The following is a 24,835-nucleotide window of genomic DNA, read 5'->3' on the forward strand; positions in this document are numbered from 1 at the left end:
AAAAAAAGGAAGCAAATTTTGCTTCCTTTTATGTTTAAATATGATATTGTATTACAACTTCTCTGCGATATACTTCGCAGTATGCGATTTTTTATTTTTAGCTAAATCTTCCGGAGTTCCTGCAAAAACAACTTCTCCACCGTATTTTCCGGCTTCCGGACCAATGTCGATGATATGATCTGCAGATTTCATAATATCGGGTTGATGTTCAATGACAATCACAGAATGTCCAAGATCAATCAAAGCCTGAAGAGATTTTAATAATTTCTGAATATCATGGAAATGCAATCCTGTTGAAGGTTCATCAAAAATAAACAAAGTCTTATCTGTTGTCACACCTTTCACAAGGAATGATGCCAATTTCACACGCTGCGCTTCACCTCCGGAAAGAGTAGAAGAGCTTTGTCCCAACTGCAGATATCCCAAACCAACTTCCTGAAGCGGTGTCAGTTTGGTGACAATTTTATCTTCTTTATTATCTTTAAAAAAGGTCAAAGCTTCATCAACAGTCATGTGAAGAATATCCGAAATATTTTTTTCGTCAAATCGTACTTCAAGAATCTCGTTTTTGAAACGTGTTCCTTTACAGACTTCACATTCCAGTTCAATATCAGCCATAAACTGCATGGAAACATTGATGACTCCCTCTCCTTTACATTCGTCACATCTTCCACCATCAACGTTAAAAGAAAAATGCTTCGGCTTGTAACCCATCATTTTCGAAACTTTCTGTTTTGAAAATAAATCTCTGATGTCGTCATACGCTTTCAAATACGTTACAGGATTTGATCGGGATGATTTTCCGATAGGATTTTGATCAATTAATTCAATGTGTTTTACCAGTTTTTTCGGAAATTCCACAGAATCATAGTCACCTTTTTTTCCACCCATCCCCAGCTGAATCTGGATGTCATTGGTAAGAATTTCCTTCATCAAAGTAGATTTTCCACTTCCGGAAACTCCTGAAATCACAACCAAACTTTCTAAAGGAACATCAACATCTATATTTTTAAGATTATTGGTTCTTGCACCTTTGATATGAATGAATTCCTTTGCTTTTCTTCGTTTTTCAGGAACTTTAATTTCTAACTTTCCCGTGAGATATTTTGAAGTCAGCGTAGCAGCATCTTTCAATTCTTTATAATTTCCTGCAAAAACCAATTCACCACCTAGATAACCTGCTTCCGGACCGATATCAATGATATAGTCTGCAGCTCTCATTACGTCTTCATCATGTTCTACAACAATTACAGTATTTCCTAAATCACGGAGATTTTTTAAAACACCAATCAGATTTTCGGTATCACGAGAGTGCAATCCTATCGATGGCTCATCTAATATATAAATGGAACCCACCAAAGAACTCCCCAAACTTGTTGCCAGATTAATCCTCTGACTTTCCCCACCTGAAAGCGTGTTTGATGTTCTGTTAATCGATAAATATCCTAAACCGACTTTCAGTAAAAACTCCAATCGGGTAGTGATTTCATATAATAATCTCTTAGCAATATCTTTATCGTGCTGACTAAGTTGTAAGCTGTTAATCATCGGTGACAATTCATCCAAAGGAAGCTCAATCATCGATTGAATATTATGTCCGTCAATTTTCACCCAAATCGTTTCCTCACGCAAGCGAAGACCTTCACAAGTCGGGCAAAGCGTTTTTCCACGGTAACGGGACAACATCACACGATACTGAATTTTATATAAATTTTCTTCAAGCATTACGAAGAAATTATTCAGAGAAGGAAACGTTTTACTTCCGTCACCTTTCCAAAGATAATTCTTCTGTTCTTTGGACAATTGATGATAAGGCTTATGAATAGGGAAGTCTTTTGCTTTTTTAATGAAATCTTTTTTCCATTCGCTCATCGTTTCACCTTTCCATGAAGCAATGGCGTCTTCAAAAACAGATAAGGCTTTATTGGGAATAACCAAATCTTCATCAATTCCAATCACTTTTCCGTACCCCTCACAGGTCGGACAAGCACCGTAAGGATTATTAAAACTAAAAAAATGAACGTTCGGCTCAAGAAATTCTAATCCGTCAAGCTCAAATTTATTAGAGAAATCTTTCCTGTCTCCGTTTGCAATATTTTTTAATGAACAATATCCGCGACCTTCATAGAAAGCCATTTGAATCGAATCTGCCAAACGCTGAAGAAAACTTTCGTCATCTTCATACGAAAAACGGTCGATGACCAAATTGATTATCATTCCTTTTTCAGGCTTGAATCCGAAGCTTTCTAAATCTTCTATTCCGGCAACATTTCCATTAACTTCCAATCTTGTGAATCCTGCAAGTTTCAGAATATTTAAATTTTCAGTGAAATTTTCAATATCATATTCCAAAGGAGCAGTTAATAGAAATGAGGTATCACTTTTTGCCGATTTAATGTAATCAATCACATCAGAAACTGAATCTTTTTTCACTTCATCACCTGAAACCGGAGAAAATGTTCTCCCGATTCTTGCAAAAAGAAGTTTCATATAATCGTAAATCTCAGTGGAAGTTCCCACCGTCGAACGAGGATTCGAAGAAATTACTTTCTGCTGTATTGCAATCGAAGGTGCTAACCCTTTGATATCATCAACTTTAGGTTTTTCTAACTTGCCTAAAAACTGACGTGCATAAGAACTCAAACTTTCTACATAACGTCTTTGTCCTTCAGCATAAATCGTATCAAATGCCAGAGAAGATTTTCCGCTTCCGGAAACTCCTGTAATGACGATCAATTTATTTTTAGGAATTAATACATCTATGTGTTTCAGGTTGTTAAGATGTGCATTCTTAACGAAAACCTGTTTTTTTATATCTATTTCTGTAATTGGAGCCATAGTAAAATTGTGACCAACAAAAATACGAAATTCTGAGTAGTAAATTTAAAAGATTTTGTAATAAAACCTTTGGTTCTCCAAAATACTGTTCGCAAAAATTTCTTTAAAAGTGAATGTTTTTTTGAAGTTTATTTTAATTTTAGTCTTAATTTGTTTTTAATTGCAAAATTAAAATTTATATCCAAAAAAATGACAGCATTGGCTGTAAAAACAAACAGTGGTTTTATTCAACATGATTCAATATGCGTTTTAAAAGATTTTTGTTTATCTGCGTACTTACCTTTCAGTCAATACATTCGCAAAATAAATATGATAATGCAGAGCTTAAAATTGATTATCAAATGATTATCTCAGATGATCAAGTCAATAACAACGGGACTGACGTGCGACATTCGTATGATTTCACTCTTTTATGTAATGCGGTAAAATCAATTTACGCAAATAATGGATTGCAAAATTACTATGAATTTATCCGAAAAAGCAGAAGTAACAGACAGGCACCAAGCCTAGATAGAAGTCTGTATCCAAAATCTAAGAGCAGCGTATATAAAGAGGGTGGAAGTGTAGTTGTAACTTTGCCGGTTGGGAATAATCTGTATAGTTTTAATGAGCCTGAATTGAAATGGGAAACAGTTTCAAATGAAAAAAAAGAGATTTTAGGAAATCTGTGTTTAAAGGCAAAGGCAATTACAGACACAGGCCAATTATATTATGCATGGTATTGTCCCAAAATTCCAATTCCTGAAGGACCATTTCGTTTTAAAGGACTTGCGGGATTAATTTTAGAAGTACATAACGAAAACAGAAGCCTGATCATCGAGGCAACTAAAATAGAAAAATCAAACGATATTATTGAGCCAATTGCTTACGTAAATACAGTACATTTAAAAGAGAAAGCTGATTTTATAAAAAAAAGATCAGAATATATTGACAATCCTAATGCTGATAAGTTTTCTTCACCTTACAAAGCTTACACCCTTGACGGAAAGGAAATAAAAGTTGACAAAAGAAAGTCACTACAGGTAAATGAAAATATTCTTTTAGATTAAAGTATAAATTATTAATCGACCAATAAAAATCCACTTTGCAAAACGTGGATTTTTTATTTCAAATACAGAAACAATATATCGGCAATCTTTAAAAACAACAGACATAATTTATAGTAAAATTTGTCAAAATATAATATGACAAGTATCATTTTTTGGTCTGATTGAAGTCTGCTAATTTTGAACGCTTCAAACTTAACTATATAAAACTATGATCAGAAAACTGATTACCCTTTCCACTGCTTCACTTTTTTTTTCGGTTTCAGCTCAGGAAAAATTTGCAGAGATTGATTCTGTAGAGATTCAGGGGAAATTTATCTCAACTCCTTACAAATCTGCCAACCAGAATATTTCAGTCATTACGAGAACAGATATCTTAAATTCACCTGCAACAAGTATTGACGAGATTCTTCAGCAAATTGCAGGAATGGATATAAGAAGGAGAGGTGCCAACGGTGTGCAGAGTGATATTAGCTTTCGTGGAAGTTCTTTCGAACAGGTTCTTTTGCTCATAAACGGAATCAGAATGAATGATTCTCAAACCGGTCACAATTCACTGAATGTGCCGGTAGATTTGGAAGATGTTGAGAGAATTGAGATTATCAAAGGTCCGGCAGCAAGACGTTTCGGACAAAATGCTTATGCCGGAGCCATTAATATCATCACGAAAGCGACTCCCGGAAGAAGAGTGAAAATAAAAGCTGAAGCAGGCGATTACGAAACGTACGGTCTTGGTTTGAATGCCAATTTTGGAAATGGAAAATTTTCAAATCTACTACAGGCAAACTCAAATTCTTCGCAAGGGTACCGCCACAATACAGATTTTGAAATGAAAAATGTCTTTTATCAAAATCAGTTACAAATTAAAAACGGAAGCATCAGATTACAGGCTGGTATTTCTGAGAAAAAATTTGGAGCGAACGGTTTTTATTCATCACCTGCTGCGACTGAACAGTATGAGGAACTTCAGGCTTCAATCGTAAGTTTGGCTCATCAACAAACGTTTGGAAAATTAAAATTAAATTCAAATGTGTATTGGCGACGTGGGCAGGATATGTATCTTTTTAACAGAGAAAAACCCGAAATCTACAGAAACATGCACATCGGAAATAATGTGGGTGGCGAAGTGAATTCAAGTTACACTTCAAAACTGGGAACTACGGGGATAGGTGTAGAATTGAGAAAAGAATTTTTGGCAAGTAACAATTTAGGTCACAGAGAACGTTTTGTTTCTCAGGTTTTCTTTGAACATCATTTATCTCTTTTAGATAAAAAATTGAACATTACTCCAGGGATTTCATGGGCAAATTATTCTAATGAAGGAAATTTCTTTTATCCCGGATTGGATGTGGGTTATACTTTCTACGAAAACAATAAAATCTACGGAAACATCTCAAAAGTTCACCGTGTACCAACTTTCACAGACTTATATTATACCAGCAAAACAGAACGGGGAAATGAAAACTTGCTGCCTGAAAGTGCAGTGTATGCAGAAGTTGGATATCAATATCAGAACAAAAATATCTTAGGAAAAGTAAGTGGTTTCTACAGGGGCTCATCGGATGCTATCGATTGGGTAAAAAACTCTTTGCAAGATCCTATCTGGTATGCAAAAAATGTGGGTGATACAGAAATCAAGGGTGTTGAAGCTGAAGTGAGTCATCAAATTTTGGATTGGATGAAATATACTCTTGGATACACTTATTTAGATAATAAATTCAAAGAATTCAATAACGGATATTCAAGATATGTACTTGATAATCTAAAACATCAGTTTGTAGCAAAATTAAATACTAAATTTTTAAAATATTTCACTAACGAATTAGTTTACAGATATAGCGACCGTGTGAATTTGGGAAGTTATAATCTTTTGGATGAAAAAATAAGCTTTACAAAAAATGACTTATCGGTTTATGTTTTGATTAACAATGTCACAGATTCTGATTACACAGAAACATTTGGTGTACCGATGCCTCAGAGATGGTTTCACATTGGTTTGACTTACAATATTAATGTTAAGTAAACTTAACATTACCGAATTGTTAAATCATTTACTTTTGCAAAAATTTTTTGGATGAAACTTATTACAAGTCTTGGTTTTGTTTTGATGATGAGTCTTTTTAGTGCTCAGGAACATATTTCCTCTTTTAATGCGCTGACTGTGACCTATAAGTTTCATCCAAAATTTTTCCTTTATGCTGAAGGACAATCCAGAGGTATCGAAGAATATACTTATCCTGATTATTACGAAATAAAAGGTGGTTTAGGATACAATTTGACTAAAAATCACAAGCCATTTATAGGGTTAGGACGATACGCAACTTACAAAGAGCATGCAATCAATAAAGAAGAATTTCGTGTTTGGCTGCAGGATGTGATTGATTTTAAAACGGGAGTTGTAAAATTTGAAAACAGATTTCGTGCAGAAAAGTCATGGTTTTACGAACCGCAAACCGACAAAAGATCAGAAAGGATGCGTTACCGATACCGTTTGAATGTTTCCGTTCCTTTAAATGCTAAGAAAATTGCACCAGGAACTTTATTTGCAAACGTTTATGACGAAATTTTTATTGTATCACCGATCAAACCGGCATTTGCAAGAAATAGAGTATATGGAGGTCTCGGTTATCAGATTGATGAAAACTTCGGTGTTTTAGGCGGTTATTTATGGCAAAGAGAATTTGAAGCAAAAGGTAACAAAAATGTACATTTCATCTACTTTGCCTTAAACATCAATATCGATGACACAAAAGACCCCCAACCAAAAACCTACCATTTCCCGGGAGCCGACTAATATTTCTCAGATAAGTATCGATACGCCTTCAGGTATTTGTTGAATCTTGTAATGTCCTTCGGGGTAAGTTCACGATTGACTCTTCTCAAATCCATATTATCACGCAGGTCATTCAGCTTTACCGCAACTGCCAACCGAGATCTTTCTGTTCTTCTTACAAAATCATCGTAAATCTCATCAGGATCATATTTAGTAAGACAGCTGACAGCGTATAAAATATATTCCGGAAAACCTTCATTCCTCAAATATTCGAGGCTGAAGTCTTGTGGATTATCTTCCACCACATCATGTAAAACTCCCACGATTTTCTCGTCCATAGTTTTACCGTATTCCATGACACGCATTACATGAGCGATGTATGGAGCATGGTATTTATCTTTTTGACCTTTATGTGCTTTGTCAGCAATTTTTATAGCTTTATGTAGAAGTTCTTCTTTAGTCATTTCATAAAAAATAGACTACAAAAATATAAAACAGCCTTTATAACTTCTACATTTTTTTAATAATTTTAGAAGATGTTATCAACAATTAATGATGTTTTACAATTTATTTTGTTGCTAGCTTTTTTGATTTTATTGAATCGAAAAGAATTAAGAATTTTAAATTGAGTATTTTTTTCACCAATCTGTTCAAACTTGAATATATTTTCAGGATTTTACGGCTTGGTAACGGACATTTTATAAAGTTGCACTAAAGTACTGTCAATGTGATTCTCATCTGATGAAGATAAAAAAGTGGTTTTCTGATATAACCCCTTTTTAATTATTTTTTCTGATTTGATTTTATTTTGTAAAAATAATTTTGTTACAACGGAATTTCAATAGGTAAATAAAATGTTAAACTCAAGAATCGAATCGCAACCTATTTAGCATCAATCATCAAGTCCTTTTACTTCAAGAATTTTATTGTAATATTTTTCAATTCGTGCTTCACGCGTTTTAGATTGTTTGGCTTGTGAAAAGTAAAACAGATATCCCTTCTGACGTCCTGGTGTCAGAGAATAAAATGCTTTTTTAAACTCATCATCATCATCCAGAACCTTGTTAAATTCATCAGGAATAGGGTAGTCTTTAACTGTTTTTAATTCTACTATCAACCCTGATTTCTCAATATCAACCGCTTCTTTAATGTAGTTTGTGATTAGAGATTTTACTTCTGTAATCTCTTTACTATTTATAAAGCGCAACTGTCTTGCAGACTGTACATTTTTAGTTTGCTGTATCAAAATATTGTCAGGATCTTTCAGTAAAACTCCTTTATAGAAAAGCAATGCGCAATATTCCTTAAATCCGTGAATCAACACTATGTTTTTCCCTTCGAAAGTATAACAGGGATGCATCCATTTAAAATCTTCTACAAGAAGTTTATTTTCAAGAATAATTTCTCTCAAAAGATAAAACTCCTCATTCCATTTTCTAGCTTTTTCAAAAAATATTTCGGCCTCAGTATTCATCGTCTTGCTATTTTAAGGGATTAATTTCCTTTCAGATGGTCTGAAAATCCATGAAATAATAGTAACAACTAATAGAACAATTGACGGAATAGCCTCAACAAATGATTGTCCCACTGCAAAATGTGAGATTACGGCTCCCGTCATTGCAAAGAAAAATCCTGCATAAGCCCATTCTTTTATCAATGGTAATTTTGGAAGCAAAATTATAATAACACCCAAAATTTTCCAGACACCGAGAATGGTCAGAAGATATAAGGGATAACCAAGTTTAGTAACAATTTCGTTGTAACCACCAATTTGCAAGGTTTGTTGTATACCTCCCGCCAACATTCCGGTGGATAGGAAAACAGTTGTAATCCAATATATTATTTTATCTCGTTTCATTATTGATTATTTTCTTGAGTTAGAATTAAATTCTGCAGACGGTCATGTGCCATACTTAAACCTTGAGCAAAAGGCATTTTTAATAGCTGATTACGAAATTCAACAGACTTAAAAACAATTTGCATTGTAAGTTGACTTGTTTCCTCATTTATTTTTTCAAATTCAAAAAATTCCAACTGAACAGGAAACGCGCTGTTTTTCATCTGAAAAGTTCTGGTGATTTTTTCATTGGGAATAAATTCTAGGATAACTCCGTTGGCAGAAAAAACAATTTGTCCGTTGTGAGAAGTTTCAAAACACCAACTACCATGCGCTTTGTTTTCCAACTTTTGTACTTTTGTTCCCATCCACTGTTCTACAATTTCAGGATCTTCATAAGCTTTAAAAAGCAGATCTAAAGGAAGATCAAAAACTCTGGTGATAATCAATTCCTGCTTATCATCTTCGGCTGTGATTTTCGTTCTTAATTCCATTTTATTTGTTGTTTTTATAGTTTTTCATTACAGATTCTAACGTATTAAACCGGTCATCCCACATTTTCCTGAAAGGCTCAATGAAATCGGAAATTTCTTTCATTTTATTGGGATTAAGATGGTACAAGATTTCCCTTCCATTTTGCTCCTTTTTCAATAACTCACATTCAGTAAGGATTTGTAAATGCTTTGAAACTGTTGGCCTTGCTGTGTCAAACTTAGAAGCAATTGTACCCGCTGTCATAGATTGAGTTGCCACCAAAAGAAGAATTGATCTTCTGGTAGGATCTGCAATTGCCTGAAAAACATCTCTTCTAAGATTCATATGGTGTACTTATAGATTTAATTAAAATAGAAATTTTATTATGTAGCTATTTGACTACAAATATAAATGTAGTTATTTGACTACGCAAATATTTTATTAAAATTTTATTTACGTTACGGTTAATGATAACAAATGCACTTTAATGCTTATCTTCAAATATTTAAATTGATCTTATGAAATATTTTTTCAGCCTTTTTACATTTTTAGTATGCTCAATAATGGTTTTCGGACAAAACGAAAATTATTCAAATTTTACTGAGAAAAAGATTGAGAGCGGAAGCACTTTTAAAAAATATAAGAATGGTAAGTTAGATAGCATCATCATTACAATGGCAGCTGTAAACTATGGCAATACCTTAATTGTTTCTAAATCAAATAATGAAATTCGCATTACCAATGCAGCCGATAAAAATTCTGTCATAAAGATTGAATTAAAAAATAAGAAACAAGTCAGAACTTTGTTCTATAAAGAAGAGCCAGTCGTTATTGTTGAAAATATAGATTTTGACATCGAAAATCTACCGAAGAGTACGGTTATTTCTACCTTAATTTCTGATAATATGGTTTTCAGCAACACCTATTTTTCTAACGATAAAATGTTCGGCGATGATTTTCCCGACAAAACTTTCAAACTTTTTCACGGGTTAACAGTTCGCCCAGATTTAGATAACTTAGATGCTATATTTGAAAACATTGGCGATTTTTTCAGCGAAGAAGATGCACTTTTAAAAATATTTTATGGAAGTTATGCTGAAAAATTTGCTCCTCAAGTTTTAGCTTTTTTGAAAACAGATGCTTCAGGTAAAATAAAAGACGGTATTTTTATGGATTTTAAAAACAAAAAAATCAATGAAAAGAATAATTATAACATTTATAAAAACGGAAAAATCATCAAGTCAGAAGCAGTAAATTTAAATGATTTTCAAAAAGTTTTTATAAATTATCGAGAGAAATCATATGATAATTAATATAATTAAAAAGGAAAAACCTGACAGATAGAAAGTCTGTCAGGTTTTTAGATAAAGTAAAAGTAAATTGACTTTCTCTTTTAATAATGCCCTTTCGCAATATAAGCAGCGGCCACTTTTTCTGTTAAAGCGACAACATTAGGATGATTGGTGTATTTTGTAAACCTTCTTAATCCTGAAAGCATCATTCTCTGTTCGTCGCCTTCAGCGAAAGAAACAATTCCTTCTTTGGCAGCGGAGATTATTTTTTCGATTGCTTTGTAAAGATTCAACTGAGCCATTGCAACTTCTACAGAATCAGCAGTGAAATGTTTTTCAGCTCTTAAAACTGCAGATTCTGCCATGTATATCTGGTTAAGAATTTCAGAAGCATTCAATAATAAATGCTGTTGCTTCTCAATATCCATCATGTATTTTTGAAGGGCAGCTCCTGAAACCATTAAAAATACTTTTTTAAGATTTGCCAAAATTGCTTTTTCTTCGCTCATTAATTCAGAATAATCAGGAACTTCAAATGAAGGAATTCCCATTAATTCTTTAGAAATTGCCATTGCCGGAGAAAGTAAATCCAATTCACCTTTCATTGCTTTTTTGATCAACATTCCTACGGCCAAAAGACGGTTGATTTCGTTCGTTCCTTCATAGATTCTTCCAATTCTGGCATCTCTCCATGCAGCTTCCATTGGAGTGTCTTCCGAGAATCCCATTCCACCGTAAATCTGAATTCCTTCATCGGCAGTAACCTGAGTAAGATCCGATACGAAAACTTTAAGAATAGAAGCTTCTACTGCGAACTCTTCAACACCTTTCAATTCAGCTTGTTGATGATTCATTCCTCCAGAAACCAATTCCTCAATCTTATCTTCAACATTTTTTGCCAAACGATAAGAACCTGCTTCACTTACGAAAACTCCGGTTGCCATTTCTGCCAATTTCTTTCTGATTGCTCCGAAGGTTGAAATAGAAACCCCAAATTGTTTTCTTTCATTTGAATACTGAATTGAATGATTCAAGATTCTTCTCTGTCCGTCAAGATTGGCAGCAGCTAATTTGATTCTGCCTACATTTAATGCATTCAAAGCGATTTTAAAACCATTATTTCTTTCACCCAGCATATTTTCAACAGGAATTTTCATGTCATTGAAGAAAACCTGACGGGTAGAAGATGAACGGATCCCTAACTTATGCTCCTCTTCACCAAAAGTTAAGCTGTTTGGATCTTCCAATTCTGAACGGTTGATTACAAAACCTGTAATGTTTTTGTCATCATCAATTTTTGCGAACAATGTAAAAGTATCTGCAAACCCTGCATTTGAAATCCACATCTTTTGTCCGTTGATGATGTAATGTTTGCCATCTTCTGACAATTTCGCTCTTGTTTTCCCTGAATTTGCGTCTGAACCAGCGTCCGGCTCAGTCAAACAATACGCCCCGAATTTTGTTCCTGTAGCGAGATCCGAAAGATATTTCTTTTTTAATTCTTCGCTTCCGTAAAGAAGAGTTGGGAGCGTTCCAATTCCTGTGTGCGCTCCGTAAGCTGTTGCCAATGAACCGTTTCCTCCTGAAACGTAATCGCAAGCCAACATGGTACTAACGAATCCCATCCCAAGACCTCCATACTCTTCAGGAACGGTGATTCCAAGAAGTCCCATTTCTCCTAATTTGCGCATGGTTTCTTCAGTCAATGCATAATCTTTTTTCTCAAAACGATCATGATGCGGAATCACTTCTCTGTCGATAAATTCTTTCGCAGAATCACGAAGCATTTTTTGCTCTTCTGAAAGTTCTTCTAAAGTGAAGATATCGTTTGCAGGAATTTCTTTAATTAAAAACTCACCGCCCTTTAATGTTTTATTAAGTGTATCACTCATTGTTTTAATTTTTTAGATTTACAGAATAAAGAGAAAAGAGTAAAGACTTACAACTTTAAGTTTTTTTGAAAGCCAGAAATCATTCTCTGTAATTCTGTGATTTTATTTTCTATATTTTCAAGTTTAGACAAATCAAAATAACTTCTGTTTGAGGAAATTATAATTTGAGTTTGTAATTCGTAAAGAGATCCAAGACTTATTTCCAAAAACCGATTGAAATCTTTATTTGAACTTCTGCTTGATCCTTCAGCAATATTTGAAGCAACCGAAACAGAACATCTTCTCAATTGAGATTTTAATCCAAATTCTTCATTTTTCGGAAAACTATCAGTAAGAATATAAGTGTCATTAGCTAATTCAATAGCCAACTTCCAAATGTTTAAATTCTTAAAATTATGTTTCACCTCTGTCTTTTCTCTTTATTCTTTGTTCTATTTTTTAAAGTAATTCAAAGATTGAAGCCGCTCCCTGTCCTGTTCCAACGCACATAGAAACCATTCCGTATTTGTTTCCTCGTTTTCTCATTTCGTCAAGAAGCTGAACGGTCAGTTTCGTTCCTGTACAACCCAGCGGGTGTCCAAGAGCAATTGCGCCACCATTCACGTTTAAAATATCTGGATTTAAGTTTAATTCTTTTTTGATTGCAACTGATTGTGATGCGAAAGCTTCATTTAATTCAATCAATTCAATATCTTTTAGTTCTAGCCCTGCCTGTTTTAAAGCTTTTGGAATTGCATAAATTGGTCCCATTCCCATGATTCTTGGCTCAAGTCCGGCAGCAGCATACGCAACTAATCTTGCTTCCGGTTCCAGTCCTAATTCTTTCACCAATTCTTCAGACATCACGATTACGAAAGCCGCTCCATCGCTCATTTGAGATGAGTTTCCAGCAGTTACACTTCCTCCATTCGCAAATACAGGCTTTAGTTTGGCTAAACCTTCCAGAGAAGTGTCTAATCTTGGACCTTCATCCACCGAAAAATCAAACTTTTTAGTCTGCATCTTCTGGTTTTCATCCAGGAAATTATATTCTACAGGAATTGGTATAATCTGATTGGCAAATTTGCCTTCCTGATTTGCTCTCAGAGCTTTTTGATGAGATTCAAAAGCAAACTGATCCTGCTCTTCACGGGAAATATTGAATTGTTTTGCAACTTCCTCCGCCGTATATCCCATTCCCCAATAATAATCAGGATTGGTTTTTGCAATATCTGTTTCCGGAACTGGTTTGTAACCTCCCATTGGAATATAAGACATAGATTCGGTACCACCTGCAATGATGCAGTCTGCCATACCTGCCTGAATTTTTGCTGAAGCAATAGCAATCGCCTCACTTCCGGACGCACAGTATCTGTTTACGGTAACTCCCGGAACTTTATCCGTGTTTAGTCCCATTAATGAAATTAAACGAGCCACATTTAAGCCTTGCTCAGCTTCCGGCATTGCATTTCCAACGATCAAGTCGTCGACTCTGTCTTTGTCTAATTGAGGAACGGCCGCCATCAGTTTTTCAATGACGGTTGCTGCCATTACGTCGGGACGTGTAAAGCGGAGTGAGCCTTTTGGCGCTTTTCCGACTGCTGTACGAAATCCCTTGATTATATATGCTTGTCTTGACATTTTTTTATTGATTTTAATTTAAACATACATTTGTCATGCTGAAAGAATCTAAGTTTAGATTTCTGCGGAATGACAAACTTCGTGTTAAAATATTTATAGTTATTAATTTCTCAACGGTTTCCCTTTCTGTAACATAAACTGAATTCTCTCCAAAGTTTTTCTTTCACCACAAAGCTGAAGGAACGTTTCTCTTTCAAGATTCAATAAGTATTGTTCGGTAACGACTGTTGGCTCAGAAAGATTTCCACCTACTAAAACATTAGCTAATTTATCGGCAATTAATTTATCATGTTTCGAAATAAAATTACCCGTTAACATCTGATCCGTTCCCACATAGAACATTCCAAGAGCGTCTTTTCCAAGAACTTTCACCGTCTGTTCAATGGGTTGGGTGTAACCATGCTCTGCCAAACTTTTTGCCATCATTTTTGCGGTCATGATCTGACGTTTCTTATCAACTACGACTACATCTTTTCCTTTTTCTAAAATTCCCATATCGTAAGCTTCGTAAGCTGAAGTGGCAACTTTACCCATCGCAATATTCATGAAAGCTTCACGAAGTCTGTTGTTTTTAACATCATCACTATGAAACTCTCTTGAAGTTCTCAAAGCAAATTCTTTCGTTCCACCACCACCTGGAATCACACCAACTCCGGTTTCTACCAATCCTATATAAGTTTCTGCTGCTGCAACCACTCTGTCGGCGTGCATGGTCATTTCGCAACCACCTCCTAAAGTCATTCCGTGAGGAGCAACTACAACAGGAATTGATGAGTAACGAACTCTCATCATTGATTTTTGGAAATATGCAATCGCCATATTCAAATCGTCCCAATCTTGTTCGATCGCCATCATTAGAATCATCGCCAAATTAGCTCCGACAGAGAAATTGGTACCTTGATTTCCGATGACCAATCCATCATATTCTTTTTCGGCTAAATCAATCGCCCTGTTTAATCCATCCAAAACTTCTCCACCCAAAGAGTTCATTTTAGAACGGATCTCAAAGTTGATAATTCCGTCACCCAAATCTTCAATCGACGAACCTGAATTGCTCCAAAGCGTCTTATTTTTTCGGATATTATCTAAAATGATAAATGATTCCTGACCCGGAATATTGTTGTAATTTCCTGAGTTTTTATCAAAGAAAATACTTTGTCCGTCGTCATTAACTTTATAAAACGATTCGACATTATTCACCCAATCCGAAACTTCGTAGCCTGCTTCTATTGCCAATTCGATTCCTTTTTGAACTCCCACAGCGTCCCAAATTTCGAAAGGTCCGTCTTCCCAGCCGAAACCAGCCCTCATCGCATCGTCTATTTTGTAAACTTCATCCGAAATTTCCGGAACTTTGTGAGAAACATAAGCGAATAATGCGCCCAAAGATTTTCTGTAAAGCTCTCCAGCTTTGTCTTTTCCACCAATTAAGACTTTAAACCTATCAATTGGCTTGTCGATATTTTTTGTTAATTCTAAAGTAGGGAAAGAAGATTTCCCTTGCAGTTCGTATTCTAAAGTGTCAAGATTTAACCCGTGAATTTCAGATTTTCCGTCAGCACTTTTTACTTTTTTGTAGAAGCCCTGTTCGGTTTTTGAACCCAACCATTTATTAGCAACCATTTTCTGAATGTACTCAGGAAGGGCAAAAACATTGTTGAAATTATTCGCTTCAGCACCACTTTGACGAACTCCATTTGCTACCATCACCAAAGTATCCAAACCAACAACATCGGCTGTTCTGAATGTTGCCGATTTTGGTCGCCCGATTATTGGACCTGTTAATTTGTCAACATCAGAAACATTTAAACCTAATTTCTGAACATTGTGTAGCAAATCCATCATCGAGAAAACACCAATTCTGTTGGCAATAAACGCAGGAGTATCTTTAGCTAAAACTGTTGTTTTCCCAAGGAATTTTGCTCCGTAATTCATGTAAAATTCAGCAACTTCCGGATCTGTATCATGGGTTGGAATTACCTCCAAAAGAGGAAGATACCTTACAGGATTAAAAAAGTGAGTTCCTGCAAAATATTTTTTGAAATCATCACTTCGTCCTTCTACCAACATATTGATTGGAATTCCGGAAGTATTGGAAGACACCAAAGTTCCTGGTCTCCTGAACTGCTCGATTTTTTCATAAACCGATTTTTTGATGTCAAGTTTTTCTACAACGACTTCAATAATCCAGTCAGTATCTTTTATTTTCTTTAAATCATCATCGAAATTTCCTACTTTAATTCTCTCCGCAAATTTTGGGGAATAGAGTAGTGCAGGGCTAGATTTCTTTAGTTTTTCAAAGTTTTCAGAAGCAATTCGGTTACGAACAGCTTTATCATCTTTGGTCAAACCTTTTTTCTGTTCAGCTTCATTCAGTTCAAAAGGAACAATATCAAGCAGTGAAACCTGCACTCCGATGTTGGCAAAGTGTGCTGCAATACCGCTTCCCATAATTCCTGAACCTAAAACCGTTACATGTTTGATTCGTCTTTTCATTAATATTTATTTTAGTTATTTGCAATTGATCGGGCTTCGATTACCTTACTTTCTATGATTGAGATCTGCAGCAATTTTCATAATCTCTGTCATAACTTCTTTGAAAGTTTCCAGTTTTTCCGGAGCAATTTTTTCCATGACTTTTTTGTTGAAATTCACAACGACTTCTTTAGACATATTTCGTGAACTTAACCCTTTATCCGTAAGCTTTATTATTACTTCGCGCTTATCAGTTGTGGTTTTTTCTTTATAAATATATCCGTTGTCTTCGAGGAGTTTTATAATTCTTGTAAGAGAAGTAGGCTCGATTGCCATTTTAGGTCCTAAATTAGTGCTTCTTGTGCCTTCTTTGGGATCTATTTTCAATAGAGTAAGAGCTTGAACAGCTGTAGAATCGTGTTCCTGTGCCAGCTCAGTGTACATTTTAGAAACAGCTAACCAAGTCTGCTTTAAAATGAGATCAACATTTTCTGTTTTTTCTTTATTATTATCCATCATGTTTTTGCTAATCGGTATGTATCAAATGTAGCAAATATTATGCATGCATAGTATTATTGAATGTTAAAATTTATTAACAACCTGATTTACAATTGATTAAAATGTATGATTAGCATAATACTATGCATGCATAGTATGTGAGAAATACAATTAAAGTATTGATTTAATGAAGTGTTGAGATTAATTTAAGTATTTCTTCAAAGGATTCACATTTGTAGCATTTATTCTCATATGAAATCTCCCAAATTGAATCGTTGAAATCGAAAGTGAAAGCTGATAAATCTTTTTGAAAGTTTTTCTGTAGCAAAGAATACAACATTTCTTTTTGGATCTCAGGAGATTTTATGGAAGGAGATACAAAATTCTCATTAAACTTAAAAACTGATGCATTCGTCAACTCATCATGCTGCAGCAAAACATCTTCTACAATTCCTGAATAAAGTTGACTGTCTTTAATATACCACAATTTATCGGCAAATTCTTTTGCTAACCGCCAGTCGTGAGATGAAAATACAATGAGTTTGTTTTGTTGTCTGGCTAATTTCCGAAGGGTTTTAAGAATAATTAATTTATTTTTTTCATCCAGATGAGTCGTGGGTTCATCCAAAATAATTATTGGGGAATTTTGCGTCAAAGCTCTTCCTATAAATGCTTTTTGCAGATTTCCGTCTGAAAGATTCCTAAGGAGTGTATTTTTATACTGAGTTAAATCTAATTCTTCTATAATGTTTTTAACTTCCTCTCGGTCTTGCTTTTTCAGTTCAAAATAAAAAGGATAATAAATGTATTTACCTAAGGAAATTAAATCTTCAACGGTATAGTTCTGAGGTATGATAGCTTTAGAAAAAACAATAGCAATATTTTCTGCAATTCCTTTTACTGAAAAATCTTTTACATTTTTATTGTTAATTAAAATTTCCCCACTCAACAATCGATTCTGGTTAAGAATTGATTTGATTAAAGTTGTTTTTCCTACACCATTGTTACCAATCAAAAGGCATATGTCACCTAAATTCAAAGATGCATTGGCATTTGAAATTAAGGTTGTGCTGTAGCCGATGTTAGCTTGTTTGATTTGTAGGTGCATTCTTTTATTTAATAGAAATAAAAATGATAAATAATATAAGTGTAATAATTAATTTGTCTCTGTGTTACTTGATATTCAGTTTAGGTGGCTACTTCATAATAATTATAACATTTTATTTTAAGTAATTTCTTTCCAATTAAAAGTTGACTCACTCATAATGCACTTTTAAACCTTATTTTGCTTCAAAAGCATCACCAAAATGACAGGAATTCCAAATACTGAACTAATTACATTTAAAGGTATCTGACTTTTTTCAGCTGCAATAGAAAACATCAACATCATTAACATCCCCAAAAACATATTCAAAATCCACTGCTGCCACAATTTTGCAGGATTGTAAACTAATCTGCAGAAGTGGGGAACGATAATCCCTATAAACAAAATGGGTCCTAAAAAAGCTGTAATAGAGGCAGATAAGAGAGATGACGTTACAATAATCAGTATTTTTAAATGACTTAAATTAACTCCTAGACTTTGTGCATAAGAACTTCCTAAAGAATTTCCTATCAGAGGTTTGATCGTTTTAAAACAAAAAAATAACCCAATCCCGACTAAAATCGACAACACTATAATTTGATTCCTTGAAACCATATTATTAGCTCCAAAAGACCACAAAATATAATTTTTCAAACTTTGATTTTCGGCATAAAACTGAAGCAAAGAAACTATTGCTCCTGCAAAAGCGGAAACTAAAAATCCGAAAATAATCAAATATGATTTATCCTGGAATTTATTTGACATTGAAAGTAAAACCAACATCAATAGCAGACTTCCGACAATTGCTGATAAACTTAAAAAACTATTTTGTAAAAATTCAGGAAGTAGAATACTGTGCGAAAAAAAAATATAAAATGCTACAGATAAGCTTGCAACAGATGTAATTCCCAAAATATCAGGTCCTGCAAGCGGATTTTGGAAGTATTCTTGCATCAAAAATCCCGATGTCGGGATAGAAATTCCTGCCAAAAGCATGACCAACACTCGGTTGACTCTGATCTCCGCAATTTGTCCGTTTTCTGAACTTTGAAAAAAATCATGTAGCTTTAAATTTAAAAATCCTGTATTCAGATTAATGAACGCCATAAAAATAATTGCGATGATTAATAATAAACACAGAGTCTTAAATTTGTTTGACATAGCACAATAAATTCTGAAAGAACTATTTAATTAACAAATTGATTTTTGAATTCAACAAATCTGAAGTCATCATTCCTAAATATTCATCGGTTTTATCACCCTTTCTCATATAAGTAAATGGTATTGCATCACCTTTCCATTCTTTAAAATTGTTCTTAAAAAATGTTTCATCAAGTTGACCGCCATCCAAAAGAATAGTGTTACTTCTGATTCCCTGTGCATCAACAAATTTCTGTACCTCAGAATTCCAAACTTCTTTTGTATCTAAACTAATGAATGTGATTTTTACAGGCTGACCTTTCATTTCTGCAATCTTATCCTTAAAATGTGGAATTTCTCTTACACAAGGACCACACCAGGTTGCGAAGAAATTGGTTACATATAAAGTATCATTTTTCGTCTGAAGAAAATCAGTTGTTTGTTGGGGATTTAAAACTTTTAGATCTACCGTTGTATGCACTATTCCAGTTTCTGGAACTGCAGCTGAAATTGAATCATTTGAAGATGTATCTGCCTCTGATTTTTCTGCTTCTTTTTTGCAACTGAAAAGTGTCGCTGCTAGAAATATTGATAATAATATCTTTTTCATATATGTACCTTAATGGTTTTAATAATACCGTTTATTTTCTTTTATATCTTACCCAAAAGTTCATTATAAAGATTTCATAGGTAAATATTCTATTGTTACAATGAAATATACGATGTGTACTTCTCACTGGTTTTGTTTGCAAGAAAATAACGTCGATACGATTTCGTAATTATTTTTTATCTATTTTTGATTTGAAGTATGGAACAACAAATCTACAAAGGAAAACTGACGCAGTTTCACCGTCTAAAAATAGCTAAAAAGGAAGACCTGACCAAAAATACTTTTTCTCTAGAGCTCGATATTCCTGAGAATTTAGAGGATAATTTTAAGTTTGAAGCGGGGCAATATATCAGTATATATTTCAAATCTCATGGTAAGGATATTGTCAATGATTACTCGATGACTTCAGCTCCGTACGAGAAAAAAATAATTTTAGGAATAAAAGTCGCTTCTCCTGATGGAGCAGCTTCTCAACTTTACCAAAATTATAATGTCGGAGATGAACTTCTTGTGAGCGAACCTAACGGAAGATTCACTCTGGTTTCAAAACCTAGTGAATTTAGAACCATAGTTGGTTTTGCAGGAGGAATTGGCATTACACCTATTTTAAGTCATTTTAAAAATATCTTACACCGAGAACCAAGAACCAGACTGTATCTGTTTCTAGGAAATAAGAGTGCTGAAGAATTGATGTACCGTGAACTTCTTGATAATTTAGCAAGACAACATGCAAACAGACTGCAGATTTTTTATTTTTATTCACAGGAAAAAACATCAGACCAATTTTTCTACGGAAGATTAGATGCTAAAAAATTAAATTTAATTATCAATCAGATCCTTCATTTGGATGATACCGATGAAGAATCAACAATCTGGGATGCAGTAGATGAAGTTCTGATCTGCGGAAAAGGTGAGATGATTAAAACTCTTGCAAATGCTTGCTACCATCACGGAATTCCAAAAAAAAATATTCATTTCGAATTGTTTGAGGAGTTCAATGATGACATTTATCCTGTAGAAAAAGAATTTCCCTTAATCGAAAATGTGCAGGTAGATTTTAAAATGTTTGGAAAAGAATATCATACAGAGCTCCCTAATAACCGTGAAAAAATTCTTCAGCAACTATTAATTCAAAAATTCAATGTTCCTTATTCCTGTAAGTCAGGAATTTGCGGGAGCTGCGAATGTACATTGGAAGATGGAGAAGTTGAGCTTCTTGAAAATGAGTATCTCACTGAAAAAGAAGAAGCGCAAGGTAAAATTTTGGCATGCATGTCAATAGCGAAAACTAAGAAAATAAAGCTTAACTTTGATTTCAATTGAGAATCATCCGAAACATATTTAAACTGATAATAGCATCATTAGAACTAGTTTTTCTATTGATATGCCTTTCTAATATATGGGTTTTCGGACTGACTAATGGAAGAACGTACAATAAGATATCAAAAATTCCACCCCGCGAAATAGCTCTGGTATTGGGAACTTCACCGAGAATGAGATCAGGGGTTTCCAATCCGTATTTTACCAAAAGAATGGATGCGACAGCGTTGCTTTATCATCATGGAAAGATTAAAAAAATTATTGTCAGCGGCGAAAAAAGCAAAGGCTATAATGAGCCTGCTGCAATGAAAAATTACCTTATTTATCAGGAAGGTGTGCCTGAAGACATTATCATTGAAGACCCAAAAGGATTCAATACCTACAAGAGCATTTTGCGCTGCAAAGACATTTACAAAAAGAAGAATGTCATCATTGTTTCACAAGGATTCCATAATCTTCGTGCACTGTTTTTTGCAAGAAATAATAATATGAACGCATTAGGTTTTGATGCACAGGATGTCAACAAACCCGAAAGTTTCTACAGAAACCAGTCGAGAGAAATTCTTGCACGAGTGGTTGCTGTAGTGTATTTTGTTCTGGGAATATCTCCAGATTAGAAAGGATATCCGAATGCGATGTTTAAAGTAGGCTTTAAAGGCTGAAATTTATCAAATCTCCATCTTTCGCCATCAGGTTTGTTGGGATCATAAATTTTATACGCTAAATCGACTCTTAAAGTAATGTAAGCAACATTCACTCTTAAACCAAATCCGCTACCAACACCCATTTCTCTGATGAATTTATTGAATTTAAACTGATCACCGAATCCACTGTTGTCTGTATTCCAAACGTTACCAATATCTGTAAAAATTGCTCCTTCATACATATCATTGAAAGGAATTCTGTATTCTAAATTTGTGGTAAGTTTAATATTTCCCATCAGATAAGTTCGTACTCTTTCGTCAACCTGAGAACCGCCAGGCCCTAAACCTCCGAATGCAACCCATGCACGTATGTCATTAGAACCTCCGTTAAAGTAAGATCTTACAAACGGCATTGAAGAAGAGTTTCCATAAGGAATTCCCAAACCTATGAACTGACGTAATGCTAAAGTTTGATTTCCGTTAAACTTAAAGTATTTCCTAACGTCAAAATCAAATTTTACAAACTGTGCGTAAGGTATCCCAAAAATTGTTCGTTCCGGACTTCTGATAATACCTCCGCCGTCATCTCTTTTCTGATTGAATATACTTGGAATATTACCTGCCAGTTCTACTTTTCCGTTAAAATAAAATGCATTAGGATATTCTTTTTTTCCAATTTCATTATAAATAAAATTATAAATCATCGATGAAATAATAACATCCTGGGTCTGTCTGTCTTTATTAACAAGGGTTCCCAAGAACGGTAGAAGCATTTTATCGGCCTTTTCAGGAGTAAGGCTGGCTGCGTAGTCGATATCTTTAATAATCTGTTCTGAGACCTGATCTCTTGTCAGAACGCCAGAATCAAAAAGTTGCTTGGTTGAAGGACTGTACGCAAAGTAATCATTAAAAACTTCTTCTCTGATTTGGTTGTCATTCAGAAAGAAATCATAATAGCTGTCTTTATTTTTAGTTAAACTGAAAAGCGTATTAAATAAAGTCAATCTGTGAGAAGACTGATCATTTACATTGGCAAAATAGTTTAATCCCGTATTAAAATTGACTCTTCCCAAACCGATATTGTTCTGTATAGAAGTTCCCAAAACAATTGATGAAGTAGGAGTGTAACGCTTCGGAATAAGTTTATAATAATTAAAAGGAAGCAACAGACGTGGAAAACTCAGTGATGCCTGTGCTGATATTTCGTATGCTAAAATTCTTTTATCTAAATTTTTAGGATTCCGTATCGAACCAAACGTTCCGGAAAGACTTGTAGAAAGGTTTTCTGCACCTCTGAAAATGTTTCTGGTGGTAAGATCTACAGATGGCGAAATTCCTAAGTTTAAAAGCTGTGAATAGTTAATATCAGTTCCAACTTTCACCTCGTATTTTGGAAGAGGTTTCAGTAAATAAAGTACATCAATAATGCTGTCATTAGGCTTCATTGCCCCGCCTTGCCTTAAAGAATCTTTAGCTTTTAAAATGCTGAAATTATTCATAGCTAAAAGATTTCTCTTGGTAAGATCAAGTTTTTTCTGATCATATATAGATTTGCTGTCCACTATGATAGCTCTCCACAATGAGTTGGTCTTATAATCTTCATTCATTTTGTGAAATCTGATTCTTCTGAGACTGTCTTTCACCGTCTTCCTGCCAAAATCACTTGGCTCATCTACAATTGCAATATCAATATTTCCGATCGTAGAAACTTTGTAAGGGCTATCTGCGGAATCTTTATGAATCTCTAAAGTCAGCGGAACATTTTTTCTGTCTCTCAAAGAATCGGCAACAAAGTAAACTTCATTATTACCATTATTAAATCTGTAATAACCATTCGCTCTCATTACCTCATTAATTCTGGTTACCTCTTTTTCAAGTGCCGTCTGATCAAGAACTTTATTCGATTTTACGAGTGTTTCATGTATTTTCTGCTGATAAAGTGCTTTAATGCCAAGATCTGGAATATTGTAATAATATTCTTTAATCATCGTCGGACTGTTATGCTTGATAAAGTAAGTTACGGCCGCTTTTTTAGCCGCTGAGTCTATGTCATGTTTAAATTTAACTTCAGAGTCCCAATATCCTCTGTAAGTCATTCTCTTTTCTATAGACTCAGCACTTTTTTGAGTTTTTGTTTGATCTAGTATTGATGGAGGGGTTCCCCAGTTATGCAAGAGTCTGTCAAACAATAGACTTTTCCCTACACTGCTCTGCATATCGTATTTAATAAACAATGAATCTCTGAGTTTCTGATTTCTCATTTCACTAGGATACGTCATATATTCATTAAAAATAGTGTCGTACTTAGGATTGGCGGCATTGTATAGCAATAGACCTAAAGGCATGAACAAAAACTGTTTTTTATTCGGTTTTTGCTGCACATAATCTTTTAGTTCCTCATCAAAAAATTCTTTTTTATCTTCAAACTGAAACTTGTTCTTGGTTAGCAAAAATTCTCCCTCTGGTACTTTTTTTGTCGTACTGCAAGCATAAAGTAAACCAACAGCTGTTGCAAATGATATAATTTTGTAATATTTTTGAGGAGAATTCTTATAATGCTTACAGCTCATACAATAAAAGTTTTACAGTCTTTAGATAAAAAGAAGTTCAGACAAAAATACAATTTGTTTTTGGTTGAAGGGAATAAAATAATTTCAGAACTTCCGGATTCTAACTTTAAAATTAAAGAAATATTTTCTACAAATCCTCAAAATTTAGATTTTAAGGAGATTACTGTTCATCAAATCACTGAAAATGAACTAAAAAAAATCAGTTTTCTGCAAAACCCTAAAGATTCGGTAGCGGTATGTGAACTGAAACAAGAATATAAATTGGAAGATCAGGATATTCAACTCGTTTTAGACGGAATTCAGGATCCCGGAAATTTGGGGACAATAATTCGCTTGGCAGATTGGTTTGGGATTGAACAAATTATTTGTAGCGAAGACACCGTAGATTTTTATAACCCAAAAGTCATTCAGGCGAGTATGGGATCTTTCACTAGAGTTAATTTGATGTACTGCAATTTGGTACAGTACTTATCTGAGACAAAAAACACTAACATAGGTACCGATATGGATGGGGAAAATATATATTCCTTCCAAAAACCTCAAAAAATTAATTTGATTTTAGGAAACGAAGGGAAGGGAATGCGTGAGGATACCGAAATGTTACTTCACAAAAAAATATCTATTCCAAGGTTTGGAAATTCTCAATCAACAGAAAGCCTGAATGTTTCTATGGCAGCAGGAATAATTTTAGGACAATTATACTCAAAATAGAAGCTAGAAAT

Annotated in this window: 22 protein-coding genes; 7 read left to right on the plus strand and 15 right to left on the minus strand. The window is 34.2% G+C overall.

Annotated features, from left to right (window positions below; translation table 11 throughout):
• Window positions 1-51 precede the first annotated feature (51 nt).
• A complete protein-coding gene (gene uvrA / locus AR685_RS00845) occupies window positions 52-2,838 on the minus strand; it encodes an excinuclease ABC subunit UvrA (protein ID WP_059123443.1) in 2,787 nt (928 codons plus the stop codon).
• A 242-nt stretch (window positions 2,839-3,080) separates the two neighbouring features.
• Here uvrA and AR685_RS00850 point away from each other — a divergent pair, with 242 nt between their 5' ends.
• The 3 genes from AR685_RS00850 (at window position 3,081) to AR685_RS00860 (ending at window position 6,678) form a co-directional block, all read left to right on the plus strand.
• On the plus strand, window positions 3,081-3,887 hold the full coding sequence (locus tag AR685_RS00850; RefSeq protein WP_059123444.1) for a GLPGLI family protein: 807 nt from the start codon (window positions 3,081-3,083) through the stop codon (window positions 3,885-3,887).
• A 208-nt stretch (window positions 3,888-4,095) separates the two neighbouring features.
• On the plus strand, window positions 4,096-5,907 hold the full coding sequence (locus AR685_RS00855) for a TonB-dependent receptor plug domain-containing protein (RefSeq protein ID WP_047443977.1): 1,812 nt from the start codon (window positions 4,096-4,098) through the stop codon (window positions 5,905-5,907).
• A 51-nt stretch (window positions 5,908-5,958) separates the two neighbouring features.
• Window positions 5,959-6,678 carry a DUF2490 domain-containing protein gene (locus tag AR685_RS00860; protein WP_047443978.1) on the plus strand — a complete coding sequence of 240 codons (720 nt, stop codon included), beginning with the start codon at window positions 5,959-5,961 and terminating at the stop codon, window positions 6,676-6,678.
• On the opposite strand, the gene AR685_RS00865 is transcribed toward AR685_RS00860, so the two are convergent.
• From AR685_RS00865 to AR685_RS00885, 5 genes are all read right to left on the minus strand, one after another.
• The gene (locus tag AR685_RS00865; RefSeq protein WP_047443979.1) at window positions 6,675-7,121 is read right to left on the minus strand and encodes a phosphohydrolase; all 447 of its coding nucleotides are present in this window, start codon (window positions 7,119-7,121) and stop codon (window positions 6,675-6,677) included. The genes AR685_RS00860 and AR685_RS00865 overlap by 4 nt on opposite strands.
• A gap of 428 nt (window positions 7,122-7,549) precedes the next feature.
• Window positions 7,550-8,131 (minus strand): YdeI/OmpD-associated family protein, encoded by a 582-nt coding sequence (locus AR685_RS00870; protein WP_047443980.1) that lies wholly within the window; start codon window positions 8,129-8,131, stop codon window positions 7,550-7,552.
• A 12-nt stretch (window positions 8,132-8,143) separates the two neighbouring features.
• A complete protein-coding gene (locus AR685_RS00875) occupies window positions 8,144-8,515 on the minus strand; it encodes a DoxX family protein (protein WP_047443981.1) in 372 nt (123 codons plus the stop codon).
• Complete coding sequence (locus AR685_RS00880; RefSeq protein ID WP_047443982.1) at window positions 8,515-8,988, minus strand: SRPBCC domain-containing protein; 474 nt, start codon at window positions 8,986-8,988, stop codon at window positions 8,515-8,517. Before AR685_RS00880 ends, AR685_RS00875 begins: the two co-directional genes overlap by 1 nt.
• A gap of 1 nt (window position 8,989) precedes the next feature.
• On the minus strand, window positions 8,990-9,313 hold the full coding sequence (locus AR685_RS00885) for an ArsR/SmtB family transcription factor (RefSeq protein WP_047443983.1): 324 nt from the start codon (window positions 9,311-9,313) through the stop codon (window positions 8,990-8,992).
• A gap of 173 nt (window positions 9,314-9,486) precedes the next feature.
• Here AR685_RS00885 and AR685_RS00890 point away from each other — a divergent pair, with 173 nt between their 5' ends.
• Window positions 9,487-10,281 (plus strand): hypothetical protein, encoded by a 795-nt coding sequence (locus AR685_RS00890; RefSeq protein ID WP_047443984.1) that lies wholly within the window; start codon window positions 9,487-9,489, stop codon window positions 10,279-10,281.
• An 80-nt stretch (window positions 10,282-10,361) separates the two neighbouring features.
• On the opposite strand, the gene AR685_RS00895 is transcribed toward AR685_RS00890, so the two are convergent.
• From AR685_RS00895 to AR685_RS00930, 8 genes are all read right to left on the minus strand, one after another.
• Window positions 10,362-12,152, minus strand: a complete 1,791-nt coding sequence (locus tag AR685_RS00895) for an acyl-CoA dehydrogenase family protein (protein ID WP_059123445.1) — start codon at window positions 12,150-12,152, stop codon at window positions 10,362-10,364.
• 47 nt (window positions 12,153-12,199) lie between these two features.
• Window positions 12,200-12,556 (minus strand): four helix bundle protein, encoded by a 357-nt coding sequence (locus tag AR685_RS00900; RefSeq protein WP_047443986.1) that lies wholly within the window; start codon window positions 12,554-12,556, stop codon window positions 12,200-12,202.
• Window positions 12,557-12,590: 34 nt separating this feature from the next.
• Window positions 12,591-13,772, minus strand: coding sequence for an acetyl-CoA C-acyltransferase (locus AR685_RS00905; RefSeq protein WP_059123446.1), 1,182 nt, complete (start codon window positions 13,770-13,772; stop codon window positions 12,591-12,593).
• Between the two features lie 102 nt (window positions 13,773-13,874).
• A complete protein-coding gene (locus tag AR685_RS00910; protein ID WP_047443988.1) occupies window positions 13,875-16,268 on the minus strand; it encodes a 3-hydroxyacyl-CoA dehydrogenase/enoyl-CoA hydratase family protein in 2,394 nt (797 codons plus the stop codon).
• A gap of 45 nt (window positions 16,269-16,313) precedes the next feature.
• Window positions 16,314-16,763, minus strand: coding sequence for a MarR family winged helix-turn-helix transcriptional regulator (locus AR685_RS00915; protein WP_047444364.1), 450 nt, complete (start codon window positions 16,761-16,763; stop codon window positions 16,314-16,316).
• Window positions 16,764-16,929: 166 nt separating this feature from the next.
• Window positions 16,930-17,853: an ABC transporter ATP-binding protein gene (locus AR685_RS00920; RefSeq protein ID WP_059123447.1), complete on the minus strand. Its 924-nt coding sequence runs from the start codon at window positions 17,851-17,853 to the stop codon at window positions 16,930-16,932.
• Window positions 17,854-18,018: 165 nt separating this feature from the next.
• The gene (locus AR685_RS00925; protein ID WP_047443990.1) at window positions 18,019-18,990 is read right to left on the minus strand and encodes a FecCD family ABC transporter permease; all 972 of its coding nucleotides are present in this window, start codon (window positions 18,988-18,990) and stop codon (window positions 18,019-18,021) included.
• A 22-nt stretch (window positions 18,991-19,012) separates the two neighbouring features.
• A complete protein-coding gene (locus AR685_RS00930) occupies window positions 19,013-19,579 on the minus strand; it encodes a TlpA disulfide reductase family protein (protein ID WP_059123448.1) in 567 nt (188 codons plus the stop codon).
• A 198-nt stretch (window positions 19,580-19,777) separates the two neighbouring features.
• Between AR685_RS00930 and AR685_RS00935 the strand changes: the two genes are divergently transcribed.
• Window positions 19,778-20,902: a flavin reductase family protein gene (locus AR685_RS00935; RefSeq protein ID WP_059123449.1), complete on the plus strand. Its 1,125-nt coding sequence runs from the start codon at window positions 19,778-19,780 to the stop codon at window positions 20,900-20,902.
• Window positions 20,899-21,516 carry a vancomycin high temperature exclusion protein gene (locus AR685_RS00940; RefSeq protein WP_047443993.1) on the plus strand — a complete coding sequence of 206 codons (618 nt, stop codon included), beginning with the start codon at window positions 20,899-20,901 and terminating at the stop codon, window positions 21,514-21,516. The genes AR685_RS00935 and AR685_RS00940 overlap by 4 nt, the downstream gene beginning before the upstream one ends.
• Here AR685_RS00940 and AR685_RS00945 read toward each other — a convergent pair.
• On the minus strand, window positions 21,513-24,113 hold the full coding sequence (locus AR685_RS00945) for a BamA/TamA family outer membrane protein (protein ID WP_047443994.1): 2,601 nt from the start codon (window positions 24,111-24,113) through the stop codon (window positions 21,513-21,515). The genes AR685_RS00940 and AR685_RS00945 overlap by 4 nt on opposite strands.
• On the opposite strand from AR685_RS00945, the gene AR685_RS00950 reads away from it, so the two are divergent.
• On the plus strand, window positions 24,099-24,824 hold the full coding sequence (locus AR685_RS00950; protein WP_059123450.1) for a TrmH family RNA methyltransferase: 726 nt from the start codon (window positions 24,099-24,101) through the stop codon (window positions 24,822-24,824). The genes AR685_RS00945 and AR685_RS00950 overlap by 15 nt on opposite strands.
• Window positions 24,825-24,835: the final 11 nt, after the last annotated feature.

The sequence above is a fragment of the Chryseobacterium sp. JAH genome (assembly GCF_001507335.1).
Lineage (GTDB): Bacteria > Bacteroidota > Bacteroidia > Flavobacteriales > Weeksellaceae > Chryseobacterium.